The sequence below is a fragment of the Candidatus Omnitrophota bacterium genome (assembly GCA_028716245.1).
In the GTDB taxonomy this organism is placed as follows: domain Bacteria; phylum Omnitrophota; class Gorgyraeia; order Gygaellales; family Profunditerraquicolaceae; genus UBA6249.
Genome location: JAQUQW010000001.1, coordinates 112,554 through 124,924, shown reverse-complemented (window position 1 = coordinate 124,924; position 12,371 = coordinate 112,554). Strand labels below are relative to the sequence as shown.

General features: G+C 39.7%; 14 protein-coding genes. All 14 read right to left on the bottom strand.

Features of this window, described 5'->3' with window-relative positions; all coding sequences use genetic code 11:
- Nucleotides 1-74: 74 nt before the first annotated feature.
- On the bottom strand, nucleotides 75-1,148 hold the full coding sequence (locus tag PHG87_00670) for a glycosyltransferase family 9 protein (protein MDD5476714.1): 1,074 nt from the start codon (nucleotides 1,146-1,148) through the stop codon (nucleotides 75-77).
- 77 nt (nucleotides 1,149-1,225) lie between these two features.
- Nucleotides 1,226-2,608, bottom strand: coding sequence for a mannose-1-phosphate guanylyltransferase/mannose-6-phosphate isomerase (locus tag PHG87_00665; GenBank protein MDD5476713.1), 1,383 nt, complete (start codon nucleotides 2,606-2,608; stop codon nucleotides 1,226-1,228).
- A gap of 4 nt (nucleotides 2,609-2,612) precedes the next feature.
- Nucleotides 2,613-2,870 (bottom strand): hypothetical protein, encoded by a 258-nt coding sequence (locus PHG87_00660; protein ID MDD5476712.1) that lies wholly within the window; start codon nucleotides 2,868-2,870, stop codon nucleotides 2,613-2,615.
- 61 nt (nucleotides 2,871-2,931) lie between these two features.
- Nucleotides 2,932-3,321: a hypothetical protein gene (locus tag PHG87_00655; protein ID MDD5476711.1), complete on the bottom strand. Its 390-nt coding sequence runs from the start codon at nucleotides 3,319-3,321 to the stop codon at nucleotides 2,932-2,934.
- A 6-nt stretch (nucleotides 3,322-3,327) separates the two neighbouring features.
- Complete coding sequence (locus PHG87_00650; GenBank protein ID MDD5476710.1) at nucleotides 3,328-4,095, bottom strand: hypothetical protein; 768 nt, start codon at nucleotides 4,093-4,095, stop codon at nucleotides 3,328-3,330.
- 49 nt (nucleotides 4,096-4,144) lie between these two features.
- On the bottom strand, nucleotides 4,145-4,645 hold the full coding sequence (locus PHG87_00645) for a HEPN domain-containing protein (GenBank protein ID MDD5476709.1): 501 nt from the start codon (nucleotides 4,643-4,645) through the stop codon (nucleotides 4,145-4,147).
- 5 nt (nucleotides 4,646-4,650) lie between these two features.
- Complete coding sequence (locus PHG87_00640; protein MDD5476708.1) at nucleotides 4,651-5,274, bottom strand: nucleotidyltransferase domain-containing protein; 624 nt, start codon at nucleotides 5,272-5,274, stop codon at nucleotides 4,651-4,653.
- A 148-nt stretch (nucleotides 5,275-5,422) separates the two neighbouring features.
- Nucleotides 5,423-6,238, bottom strand: a complete 816-nt coding sequence (locus PHG87_00635; GenBank protein ID MDD5476707.1) for a polysaccharide deacetylase family protein — start codon at nucleotides 6,236-6,238, stop codon at nucleotides 5,423-5,425.
- A 5-nt stretch (nucleotides 6,239-6,243) separates the two neighbouring features.
- Nucleotides 6,244-7,197, bottom strand: coding sequence for a glycosyltransferase family 9 protein (locus PHG87_00630; protein MDD5476706.1), 954 nt, complete (start codon nucleotides 7,195-7,197; stop codon nucleotides 6,244-6,246).
- Between the two features lies 1 nt (nucleotide 7,198).
- Nucleotides 7,199-8,029, bottom strand: a complete 831-nt coding sequence (locus PHG87_00625) for a Bro-N domain-containing protein (GenBank protein ID MDD5476705.1) — start codon at nucleotides 8,027-8,029, stop codon at nucleotides 7,199-7,201.
- Nucleotides 8,030-8,177: 148 nt separating this feature from the next.
- The gene (locus PHG87_00620) at nucleotides 8,178-8,855 is read right to left on the bottom strand and encodes a polysaccharide deacetylase family protein (protein MDD5476704.1); all 678 of its coding nucleotides are present in this window, start codon (nucleotides 8,853-8,855) and stop codon (nucleotides 8,178-8,180) included.
- A 102-nt stretch (nucleotides 8,856-8,957) separates the two neighbouring features.
- Nucleotides 8,958-10,199: an O-antigen ligase family protein gene (locus PHG87_00615; GenBank protein MDD5476703.1), complete on the bottom strand. Its 1,242-nt coding sequence runs from the start codon at nucleotides 10,197-10,199 to the stop codon at nucleotides 8,958-8,960.
- Nucleotides 10,200-10,207: 8 nt separating this feature from the next.
- The gene (locus tag PHG87_00610) at nucleotides 10,208-10,897 is read right to left on the bottom strand and encodes a glycosyltransferase family 2 protein (GenBank protein MDD5476702.1); all 690 of its coding nucleotides are present in this window, start codon (nucleotides 10,895-10,897) and stop codon (nucleotides 10,208-10,210) included.
- Nucleotides 10,898-10,905: 8 nt separating this feature from the next.
- Entirely contained in the window at nucleotides 10,906-12,369 is a 1,464-nt protein-coding gene (locus PHG87_00605; GenBank protein ID MDD5476701.1) for a glycosyltransferase family 39 protein, read from the bottom strand.
- Nucleotides 12,370-12,371: the final 2 nt, after the last annotated feature.

Below are 12,371 nucleotides of genomic sequence, written 5' to 3'. Positions count from 1 at the left end.
AATCCCTTTCTTAAATAGGGACAGCGACCATTTTTTTCTTCGATGCGACCAAGAAAAATGGTCGCTGTCCCTATTTAATTTAAAAGTTTTTGGCTGGCTTCAAAAACCGCGTCCACGCTTATTGACCTTAAACACTCCCTATCTTTATCACAACCCGGCAGCCTGAAATTATTATAACAAGGCCGGCAGGAGATATCCCATTTTAAAACTATATGTTTATTACTAAACGGAAACGGCCCATATACTAATTCACTCACCGGGCCGAATATAGAAACCGTCCTCACTCCCAAGGCCACCGCCATATGCATGGGCCCGCCATCGTTGGTAATCAGTAAATTACAATTCTTAATTACCGCCGGCAAGATATCTAAGCCGGTTTTACCCACCAAGTCTATCGGCTTATTGCGCATAACATGCACGATTACATCTGAAATTTTGGCCTCCGACTCATCGCCTAAGATCAGTATCTTTGCTTTGAGCTCAACGGCAAGCCGCTCAGCCAGCTGGGCAAATTTCAATGCCGGCCAATGTTTATAGGAAGCATCCTTGCCCCAACTGCCGCCGGCACCGGGAACAATACCGATTACCAAATCATTTTCTTCAATGCCGGCTAAAGCAAGTATATTTTTTGCCTTTAATTCACTCTCCGGAAAAACAGACAAGAACAAACTCTTATCTTGAGCGGGGATATTTAAAAATTTCAAAAGCTCTAAATAATATTCAACTACATGCTTATCCTGATAACCTGCCAGATCAACGCGTTGGGTAAGAAATCTTCCCCTGCCCTTATAATTGAACCCAATCCGCTGCCTAATCCCGATTATTTTCGCGAATAAACTATAGCGGTGGTCAAGGGAAAAATCAAGACAAATGTCAAAATTTTCTTTTTTTATCTGCCAGATAAGTTTAAGCGCGCTCCATAAGCCCTTAAAAAATGACTCCTGATAGAGTTTTTTAAGGTCTCCGCGCGAAAGGGCAAAAACCTTGTTGATTTGAAGGTTACTGGAAAGAATCGGCTTAACCCGCAGATTCGACCAGTACCCGATAAAACTATCTGGATAACGCCCCTTAATCGCCTTAATTACCGGCGTAGTAAATAAAACATCCCCGATACCGAATGGATTTATAATTAAGAATTTCATGGACATTCGTCATTGCGAAGTACGAAGCGACCGAGGGCGAAATGCCCGAGGAAGTGCCGAGCCCATCCGGGCGAGGCCAATCTCTACCTCTTAAAATCATCCTCGAATCTCTCTATATCGTCTTCACCCAGGTAGCTGCCAGTCTGCACTTCCACGATCCTTAAAGGTTGATTAGCCGTGTTTTCCAAGCGATGCTTTTTACCTTTTGAAATATAGATACTTTGATTACTATTGACCAAAGATATTTTCGTTCCGCTAGTAACCTTAGCTACACCAGAAACCACTACCCAATGCTCAGCGCGCCTCTTGTGCTGCTGAAGGCTCAAGCGTTTATGGGCGGCTATTTCAATAAGCTTGATCTTAAAACCTATTCCTTCCTGTAAAATCGTAAATGAACCCCAGGGCCGGCGCTCGGTTAAATGCACCTGATGCTCTTTACGCTTAAGTAATTTTAATCTTTCCACCAGCTTTTTAACATCTTGCGTTTTGTCCCGATGACAAACCAATAAAGCATCCGGGGTATCCGCGATAACCATATCTTTAATGCCGATGGTTGAAACCAGCCGGTTGCCCCTGGCAAATACGCATACCCCCTGGCTGTCTAAATTCAAGGTATCCCCGTTAGAGATATTCCCCTTTTTATCTTTAGGGAATATTTCGGACAACGCGTCCCAGCTGCCAAGGTCAGTCCAATAAAAATTCGACGGGATAAGCGCGATGCGCTGAGAATGTTCCATTATTCCGTAATCGATGGATATCGCCTCAATCTTAGGCCAGATTTTAGGAATATCATTTACCGAATTAATCAGCTGTAAATTAGCGTGCAACTTAGGCAAATATTCCCTGGCCTCCTCCAAAAACACCGAAGCCTTCCAGATAAACATCCCGCTGTTCCAGAAGAATCGCTTATCCTTAAAATATTTCTTTGCCTTATTTAAATCCGGTTTCTCCAGAAACTTCTCAACCGCGATATGCCCATTTTTCTTTCCATCCACCTTTATATACCCATATCCTGTGGACGGGACGCTGGGTTTAATCCCTATCGTAACCAGAAAATCTTTCCGGGCGCAGGCAATTGCTTTTTTAAGTGTATTCTTAAAATTCTCTATATTTTTAATATAATGGTCCGAAGGCAAAACCAGAAGCACGGCCTCTTTATCAATCCGGCTGATTAACTTCGCGCAAAGCCCAACCGCCGGAGCCGTATTCTTGCCTTGCGGCTCTAAAATTATATTTGTATCGGGAATGCCAAATTTAGCAACCTGCGCCTTAACTTCATAAAAATAAATATTATTCGTGATAATATAAACTCGCCGCGCCTCAACCACGCCTTTTAAGCGCTGGATAGTCGCCTGCAGGAGGCTAGCCTCTCCAATAATCTTCATAAACTGCTTTGGCTCAAGTTCGCGCGAAAACGGCCAGAACCTGCTTCCCACCCCACCCGCTAATATTACCGCGTAATTCATATTTTTACTTTATCCTTTTAAGAGATTCTAAATCACTCAGCATCTGGTCGTGAAATTCGAATAAATACTCCAAAATCAAGTTCCCATCCCACTTGCTCTCGATAAGATAACTTACTACCTCTTTGCAAAAACTATCAATTGGTAAATGCTGCTTATTCTCATCTTTAGCTGAAAGATGTATGTTCTTAATATTTTGTTTGTAATCTTTGAATAATTTCCATATCTTTTTATTATCCCTGATATGCGCAGTATCAAGGGTCATAGGTAAATTGAAGCTGACTATTTCTTCAGGAGTAAATACTCTTCTTTTGCCTTCAAAAGTTTCAATGCAAAAAAACAATTTCCTTTTTATACAAATCTACAAAGTATTCCAAGTTCTCAAGCGCCTTCTCCTGCATAATTTTGTTTTTGTTTATATTGTTAGGATGCAATGTAATCGTCTTAACGCCGAGAGTTTTCGCGAAATCCGCTATTTCTTTTCCCCATATCTTAAATTTTTTATCCGTAATAGGAGCTTGAACAGCGTGTATACCTATCACTACCGTGCCATAAGACTTAATCTTCTCAGCAATTTCAGCTAAATGCCTTCTAACCGGTTCGTATATATCCCAGTAATAAGGCAAGGCCACTTCGACAGGAACATTTATATTGGAGTACCTATCTTCAATCTGCTCGATATTGTCGAATGATTGTCTGATACCAAACTTAACCATTATTTCTTATTTCCAATAGAAACCCTTCTTCCGAATCTCCATGTAGAGACGTTTGTCTAAATCAAAATTACTTCCGAAACCCGATGTTAACACTGTACGGTATTTTCGTCCGACATATTCAAACTCGTTAAAGCCGTTCTGTTTAAATAAATAATGCGGAAGAGGCAAATTTTTACCCAATAGATAAAAGACGGCTGTAAAGAAGGTGTGCATCTGGCGCTGACCGGAACTTCCGGAGCCACCCACACCAATCACCTCTTTATCTCCACCATTTTTTCGAATAAATAAACTTTCAACAGAATTGCGATAATCAAACCTAAACTCGTCACCGTTTTTCCAATAAAGATTGGAACGCCGGTGGTATTTCATACAAACGCGTTTTTTTGTCCAAGATACAAGATTGAAAAATTTATTGTGACGCAACATCTCTATTGCCTGTGGCCGATAATGAGTATCCATAATATGCTCATCAATATCCTCAATCTCCCCTCGCGCCTTTACAGGACGATATCGTTCAAGATAGGCAGCGTAGTCATTTTGATCGATAAGATGTTTAAAAGCCCATTCATCCAGCCGCGAAGATATTTCTTCTTTTGAAATATGCCAATATTTCTTCTTTCGCCAGGTAGATGGATCGGGATAATCGATGCGTATATGGATAACCTCCAATTGCTCCGCATAGGGCTTAAGCGAAACGACTCCATCTTTTATGGTCGATTTGAGATATCCAGAGTGGTAAACCAAATTCTGTAAAAACTTAGTAACCTCTTTCATACATTTACTGCATTACCTTACGATTGCCTAATTCCCGAACTTAATCATTTTACTGCTCAGCTAACACTTCTTCTATTTTAAGGATAAAATCCTTTGCGTCTTCTATAATCCATTCAGCATCATCGTTAGTAATAACCTCAACGCCATATTGCTCAATGACTCTATCTTCTTGAGCCTTGTCCAAAGACTCGGCATATTTCTGCTCGAGTTGTTTCGCACGCTTGATATAACCTATATATTCAGGCTTTACCTTCCCGCGTTTAACATAGAATTCCTTAAAAGCCGCTATGGCGCAGTAATGCGCTGTCGCCCTGATACCTATCTTAAAAAGCGCTGCCAGCACAGCGTGGTACATCGCGTAATACCCGCAAATAACAGCCCAATCAAAAAGATCGCTATCAAACATCAGTTTCATAGCGCGCAAGTTATTATGCGCCTTATCAATATGCTGTTTTGAACGTCCAGTATTTACAGGTACCTTATGAAGATTGGGCCTGCCTTGTTTAGGATGAAAGCATCCGCGTAATATCTTCTCGATATTTGCAGGCATGTTATTTACCCCCGTTCTCTGATCAGCTGCCAGAATAAAAATTCATTATACAGCACTATACGGTCTTTCCACAGGTTATCATAGAACTCCGTTTTTGCCTTAAAACCTTCCGCGAATTTTCTTATCGTGGTGCTTATCGGCCGTATTTCCAATAGGGGGCTGACATCAGTCTTAGCCTTATTCAATATATCAACGATATCATTTTCTTTATCAGGAATAACCGCAAGTATATCAATATCGCTTCCCTTTTTCCATTCGCCTCTCGCTACGGAACCAAAAAGGATAACAAGTTGAATTTTTTTGTTTGAGAGTCCTATAATGGTGTCTGTATACTTTTTAAGCAGGCGCGCGATGCCCTTATTCTTTGAATAGAATACCTTGCGCCGCTCAAGCTCTAAAAACTCAAATACCTTTACTGTATCTTCGTTCTCAAGATTAGGCTTAAAGAAGGTCGAGTGCGACAATTCACGCCTTATAAACATATCATTTTTAACGAATAGCCGCATGGAATTATCGACATTGGCAAGCGAAGATTTCGACAGGCGAGAGATTTCTCTAAGGTGAACTTCCCTAAAAGGATCCTTTAAAAATACTTGTAAAATATTTTTTCTTCCGGCTGGTATCAACATTTATTTTCTCCTGTTCTATATAATAATACAACTGTTCGATATTATAGAACATTGCTAATGGGGTGTCAATCACAAATCCGCACTCCCCGAACCCAGCGCCGCGCCTCCACCACGCCTTTTAAGCGCTGGATAGTCGCCTGCAGGTTATTTAATAGCCCCTTTTCTCTTCTCTAAAAATATTGTAATAACCCGACAATTTAGCCCGAAATCTGATTGGATTAAGCAGATTAGAAAATGAAAAATACGGATCGGTATTCCTAACTGAGACCCTGTTTAATTCATAAAGATCGTACCTATTTAATATATCATCGCCGCGGTTAGTTACACAGGCCCCTTTATATCCTGCTTTCTTAACGGTTATTTTCGCTTCCTCCGTAAATCCACCCAAAGGATAACAAAAATAGTCAACCGGTATCCCAAGATGTTCCTCAATGGCTTTTTTACAACCGGCTATCTCATCCCATAAGACATCTTCTTTCTTTACTGAAGGCAAATAAATATGATTTTTTGTGTGGCCGCCAAAAGAAATATTATTCTTAGACATCTCCTTAACTTCATCCCAATTCAAAAAGTTTTCGTGGATCCCTATGTCATTAGTAATTAAGAATATAATCGCTGGAAAACCATATTTCTTCAGGACGGGATAGGCATAAGTAAAGTTGTTTTCATAACCATCATCTATAGTAATAACAACGGTGTTATGCGCAAACTTTTTCTTATTTTTTATACCCTCAACCAGTTCATCCAGGGGGATAACCTTAAAACCTTTATCTTTAAGATAATGCATCTGCCTTTCAAAGTTTTCTGGCGATACGAATAACAATCCTTTTGCATAATCAAAACTGTGATAAGTAAGTACCGGAACCGTAAATCTTGGATAAAGCCAGAGGAAATAAAAACCGCTGCTAAATATAAACAGTATTATAATTACTTTTACAAAAGTTTTGATAATTTTACTTCGCATTATATTTAATTGATAACCTTTTTTATCGTTTCAAGCACTTCTTCAACCGTTACCATCAATAAATTATTCTTCTCTATAATTATATGCCCATCTCCCCAGGGCCCCCAGCGCCGCGCAGTTTTACCCGGCAAATCATTCCTGAACAACGCCACCACCGGCGTCCCCACGGCAGCAGCTAAATGCACCGGTCCGCTGTCACCTGAAATAAGTAAAGAGCAGCGTTTCAATAACGCGGCTAATTCCACCAAAGAAGTTTTATTGACCATATCGATAATTCCATCGCCCGCATCTAAAACTAAGGGAACTATCGCTGAAGGCGACTGCGAATGGGGACAGTCCCCATTCGGGGACAGTCCCCGATCTTCAGATCTACCTACTAGTACAACCTTAACCTTGGTCTCCTGCGCAATTCTCCGCGCTAACTCCTTAAATCGCTCAAGCGGCCACTGTTTAACCGGGTCGCTGGTAAATGGATGTATTGCTATAATCTCCTGGCCCGATAGTTCAGGAAAAAGAGTTTCATCAACTTTAATTGAAATAGATTTATTTTGCGTACGCGCCCCAATCAATCCAACTAATTCTAAATTACAATCTACCTCATGCCTGTCACCAAGATGTTTCGTATCTTTTAATTTATGCGTCAGCAGAAATCCCCATTTCCTATCATAGCCTACCCGCAAAGGAATACCAGCTAAAAAACTACTCAAATGCGCCTCTTTAGTAGGATTTAAAACAACACAAAGATCAAACTTATACTTTCTTAAATTACCCTTAACCTCATCCCAAACCACTACTTCATCAACACATTCAACCGCCCCTGCCAATTCGCAAACCGCGAAATCTACCGCTAAAGTAAGTTTTGCCTGTGGATATAATTCTTTCAGCGCGCGCATTGCCGGGATATTCAGCAAAAACTCCCCGAACCGGTCATTGCGAACAACAAGTATATTTTTAATCATTTTAATTATTTATAAGGCAATTTTTTAACTTTTTAGATTGCTCTAAGAAATTATCTTTTGAGACAATAGACCTTCTTATTCTTTTTTCCAACTGTTTTCTGGCATTACCGGCAATATCTCCTCCTGCTTTGGCATCGGATTTAAGCTTAGGCACACCCCGCGAATCTTCAGTGCGGTGAATTTCGGTAGTTGCCCTTTCTCCAGGCATTGTAAAGATAAGTTCTAAATCATCCATATGGTCACGTAGGTTTTCACGTTTTAACCGTTTTATCTTCTTATACTGGCTGGGCGTGATTCCAAAGGTAGCTTTTGAGATTTCTGCCGTTAAAATTTCGTAATCCTTTTGCTCTTGCGCCCCGCGTTTCTGCCATTCATCCGTAAGTTCTTCACGAATAGCAATACCGCGCATCCGTTTTTCAATCCAATTATCGCTATAACCTTTCGCCTTGTATAAGGCACGGGTCCTCTTAGTGGCTAATTCCGGATCCTCTATTTCTTTGATACGTTCATAACCAACCCTTGCCAAGCACCGCTTAAATGGTTCAGCTTTAGGTGAGGGAATTGACTGGATAATACGAAAAATGCCTTCTGTATTAGCGCAATCGGTTTCGTATTTTTTACCATCAGGCGCTTCTAATTTAAATCCGTGACAAAATGTCACGACCTCACTACCTTCCTCTTTTAGTCTTTGTTTTAATTTACGCCAATAAGCGCCTGCATCAAGACTATCCGTTAATGCCCCACACGCATCCACGACCGAAAACCACCACTCATTATTATGGATGGCTTTCCGTACCCCTTTCCCTTTAAATACTGCTATTTTTGTCTCCATACTATCCTCTCCCTTTTCTACGTTTTTTATTTTCTTCCTACTACAACTGACGCAGAAAAGGCCAAAATCTAACAAAAACTCTTTGTATCTAAAATATTTGTTCTATATCTCTTTACATTCCAAGATGTTAGCTACACTGTCTATGTTATTAATATGAATCTTGCCTGCCTCTGAATAAATTATAATATCCTGAAAGCTTTAGCCGGAAAGAAAAAGGTTTATCCATGTCAAAATTAGTCATCTTGACTCTCTTAAGCTCATAGATATCTCGATTAAAGCTATTAGTTCCGCGATTTGTAGTGCAGGCGCCTTTATAACCTGCTTCTTTGACAATTTCTTTTACTCTCTCGTTAAATCCACCGATAGGATAACAAAAATAATCCGCCGGTACCCCTGTTTCCCGCTCGATTGTTTTTTTTGAGCCGGCAATCTCTTCTCTTAAGATTTTATCATCATTTACCAAACCAAGATACAAATGTGTTTTAGTGTGGCCGCCAAAAGAAATCTTATCCTTGGACATCAGCCTGATCTGGTCCCAAGTTAGATACCCTTTCCTTCCCATATAATCCGTAGGGAGAAATATTGTAGCGGCAAATCCAAATTTTTTAAAAACAGGATAGGCATATTTGAAATTGTCTTCGTACCCATCGTCCAGAGTAATCACAACCTTGTTTCTTTTAAGGCGCCTTTTGTCTTTAATACTCCCGGCTAATTCATCTAAAGTGATCACATCATAGCCGTTCCTCTTAATATATTCCATCTGCTTAACCAGGTTCTCCGGAGTAACGCAGGAACTACTCTTTTCATAGCTAATATTGTGATACATCAAAATAGGGACAGTATACCTTGGGGAAAGCCAGGAAAAATAAAAACCCCCAGTAAAATAATTACCGAAGATAATAACACAGCTATTTTTTTCATAATATTCCTAATTTGATTTTTCATCCGGGGCGATAAACTTTTTAAATGCAAACGAAAAACCAATTAAATACCAGAAGATCGGCGTAACGTGCGAAGAATAAAGACTGCTTTCAGTCAATCCATTGACCAGGAAAGCAAGTATGCAAGCAACCAAAGAAAGAAAAATAATCTTAAACTGGTAATCTTTAAGCTGTCTATATATATAGGCGCACCCCTTAAATAACTCATAAAGCAGCCAAAGAAAGATCCCCAGCCCTACTAAACCAATCTCTCCGGCCATCTGCAGGAAATTATCGTGCGCGTACAAAAAGTCAGCTGTAACGATACGAAGATATTCGGGATTTTCTTTATATTGCTTATAATTCTTCATAAAAGTATTCGCGCCATGGCCAATAATCGGGCTGGCCTTAATCATTTTTACTGAATTCCTGAATATCGCGATCCGGTCATCATTGCACATAAACCTTATCGGATTGTAATTAACCTCTTTAGCAAATTGTTTCACTGATTTAGGCAGTAAAAATGGAGCGATCAAAATAAACACAATTAAAAACGTTATCAACCATTTACTTCTTCTGGCGATACTTAAAAATAATAAAGCTAAATATGTTCCAAGTAACGTGGGCCGAGAATATGTTAAAGTAATTCCGGTTAAACCTAATAAACTAAATACCCCGAATAACGCTTTCTTCCAACCCTTAAAATAATATATGGCCAAACCAAAAAACAAAGGCGCGATCGCGCTTATGTAAACCCCAAAAATATTGGCATCGCTAAATGAAGCAGTCGCCCGCGCTAAGCCTATATTTATTATCGGCGCATGCCCTCTCATAAAATCTTTTCCCGTACCTACCTGCCAAACCGCATCTATTGAAACCAATACCAAGCCGGCAAGAATGGCAAAAATTATCCTCCAGATATGCTTCTTATCTCTTAGCTCTTCTATAAGCGCAAAAAGCATAATTATATATTGCAAAAGCCTCAATACCCCGCCCTTAACCGTATCTTTCGGATAAGCAGAATATGAAAGTGAAAAAACAGTCATTAAAAATAATGCCAGCAGCGGAATATTTATATTTGTTCCTGGAAATAGGCATTCTTTTCTTATTATTTTCTTCAGCAAATAGGCAACAACAATAAGCCCCATAAAAGTATTCATAAAACCGTTAGAGATGCTGATAGAAAAAGGGAATATTATAATCGACCAATAAATCAAAAAATTAAGAGCCCCCTCAATCCTGTTCTTCATCGCTCTCCTTAACGGCTTAACCGATACTTTAAGATACTCAGAATAGCCTGCAAACCATCGATCCACCTGATTTTCTTGCCATCAACGTAACTGCGCGGATAGTAAGCAATCGGCACTTCCAAAATCCGCAAATGAGATTTTAGGGCTTTGCAGATTATCTCTACTTCAATATCGAAACTCTTCGATTTTAACCCAAAATCAATGAATACCTGGCGCTTGGCCATTTTATAACAAGTGGCATAATCATTAAGCTGGCTGCCAAACGTAAAATTCAATAATGCTGTCAGAAATTTATTTCCCAACCTGTGCGCCATAAGGCCACTATGGCCCCTGGTAAACCGGGCGCCCAATGTTAAATCCGCTTCATTATTTTGCAATGGTCTCAGTAGATTAGAAAATTCGCCTGGGTCATATTCAAGATCCGCATCCTGAATAACCACAAAATCACCTTTAGCTTCAATTATTCCCTCCCTTACAGATTCGCCTTTTCCTTTATTGTAAGAGTGATAAATTACCCGAATAGAATTACATCCCGATCTCTTTAAAATATCTTGCAATATGCCCTGCGTCCCATCGTTTGAGCAGTTATCAACCACAATAATCTCTTTATCAATATTAACAGCATTGATCTTTTCCAGGATCTGGCTGATGGTTTTTGCTTCATTATAAACCGGAACAATTACTGAAATTAGCGGCATATTCTATCCTATTTTATAATGTTTATATAATGTTGATAGCGCATTAATTTATTATCCCAGCTGATATTAAAATCAACCGGAATAATTTTATCGCCTTTGGCGCACTTATTCCCATCGCTGAGCATAGAATAAACTGTCTCTTTATCCGCCTTGCCCTCACCAATAAAATTTATCCTTAAATCCCAACAAGATCGTTGGGGCCTAATTGACCGCAATTCTTTTTGCCAGGAAACCAATGCCTTATAAGAAATACCGTACTCGTACGGATGTCCGCCGGCCCTATCCAAAAATAATAAAGCGGCTAATAAAAGGATAACGGTCGAAATGATACCCAGCAACACTACCGGCTTCCCCCATCCAATTTTCCAGATCCTAAAGGCCGTAAATCCGGTAATCAAACCATACGCGGGATATAAAACAATAAAATAATGCATCGGGGTACGCACCCTAAAAATAAGATAACCAAGCGTTACAACCAAAATCATAAACCCGGAAACCTGAAAAGGCAGCGGGTACCCTTGGCGAGCATCATCATTTATATTAAAAAGCTTGCGCCCCTTAATCAGCCACTTAAGATAGCTAAAAAAACCTGACGCAAAGAGAATCGCCGGGATAAATGTTAACGGATAAAGAATAAAACGCCAAAACCCCGCCATACTTCGCAATGTAACATTAAAATCATACCTAAAATAGTACCTGAAGAAATCAAAGGAAGCCATGCGTAAATGAAACAGGAATATTTTCCAGGGAAAAGCCCGCTTCGCGGAAGCGCCATAAGCAAATAATTTAAAGAGTTCCATATCCTTAAATAAATGTATTAAGTACGGTATAAACAATACGGATACCGCCAGAAAAACTAACCAGATTTCTTTTTTGTCGATTTTCTTCCAATAGGCCGCGGCGATTACAGCCAGCAGAGGAAATAAAAAGAAACCCGACATATGGAACTGCGCCGCTAAAACTGCAAGTAAACCCATATAGAAAAAGTTTCGCCAAAGCTCGTATTTCACAAACCTGTATAATGAAATATTAAACAGGATCATTATTAACGGGAGAAAAAACTGCGCCCAAATATTACTTGAATAAAGCGTGGATGCGGGAAATAGCGCTAAAAATGCTGTTGATAAAATAGCGTATTTAACAGGAAGGGTGCGGTAGAAATAAATAATCGCTAAGATCAATGCCAGTATATTTATGCAGAAAAAGAAGAATGTAAGCTGGGCCGGGTCATTAGTAAAAGCGGTCAGGACTCCCATAGCATAAGAGAATGCCGGAGGATTATTCACCCCTATCCCGGAGCGCATACCGTGAGTAACCAGGAAATGGGCTGCCCTGGTATCATTACCTAAACCAATGGCAAAATACTGATCGTTCTTATATTCAAAAAATGAAAGCTGGTAAAAACGGATAATAAAAGCGGCAACGAAAATTGCCGCTAATAATATAATGTGCTTGTTTAAATTAATCTTCATAA

Excerpts from the sequence above, each read along its gene's own strand:
- PHG87_00670 (MDD5476714.1), bottom strand. The coding sequence starts at position 1,148 with ATGTCCATGAAATTCTTAATTATAAATCCATTCGGTATCGGGGATGTT.
- PHG87_00665 (MDD5476713.1), bottom strand. The coding sequence starts at position 2,608 with ATGAATTACGCGGTAATATTAGCGGGTGGGGTGGGAAGCAGGTTCTGG.
- PHG87_00660 (MDD5476712.1), bottom strand. The coding sequence starts at position 2,870 with ATGACCCTTGATACTGCGCATATCAGGGATAATAAAAAGATATGGAAA.
- PHG87_00655 (MDD5476711.1), bottom strand. The coding sequence starts at position 3,321 with ATGGTTAAGTTTGGTATCAGACAATCATTCGACAATATCGAGCAGATT.
- PHG87_00650 (MDD5476710.1), bottom strand. The coding sequence starts at position 4,095 with ATGAAAGAGGTTACTAAGTTTTTACAGAATTTGGTTTACCACTCTGGA.
- PHG87_00645 (MDD5476709.1), bottom strand. The coding sequence starts at position 4,645 with ATGCCTGCAAATATCGAGAAGATATTACGCGGATGCTTTCATCCTAAA.
- PHG87_00640 (MDD5476708.1), bottom strand. The coding sequence starts at position 5,274 with ATGTTGATACCAGCCGGAAGAAAAAATATTTTACAAGTATTTTTAAAG.
- PHG87_00635 (MDD5476707.1), bottom strand. The coding sequence starts at position 6,238 with ATGCGAAGTAAAATTATCAAAACTTTTGTAAAAGTAATTATAATACTG.
- PHG87_00630 (MDD5476706.1), bottom strand. The coding sequence starts at position 7,197 with ATGATTAAAAATATACTTGTTGTTCGCAATGACCGGTTCGGGGAGTTT.
- PHG87_00625 (MDD5476705.1), bottom strand. The coding sequence starts at position 8,029 with ATGGAGACAAAAATAGCAGTATTTAAAGGGAAAGGGGTACGGAAAGCC.
- PHG87_00620 (MDD5476704.1), bottom strand. The coding sequence starts at position 8,855 with ATGTATCACAATATTAGCTATGAAAAGAGTAGTTCCTGCGTTACTCCG.
- PHG87_00615 (MDD5476703.1), bottom strand. The coding sequence starts at position 10,199 with ATGAAGAACAGGATTGAGGGGGCTCTTAATTTTTTGATTTATTGGTCG.
- PHG87_00610 (MDD5476702.1), bottom strand. The coding sequence starts at position 10,897 with ATGCCGCTAATTTCAGTAATTGTTCCGGTTTATAATGAAGCAAAAACC.
- PHG87_00605 (MDD5476701.1), bottom strand. The coding sequence starts at position 12,369 with ATGAAGATTAATTTAAACAAGCACATTATATTATTAGCGGCAATTTTC.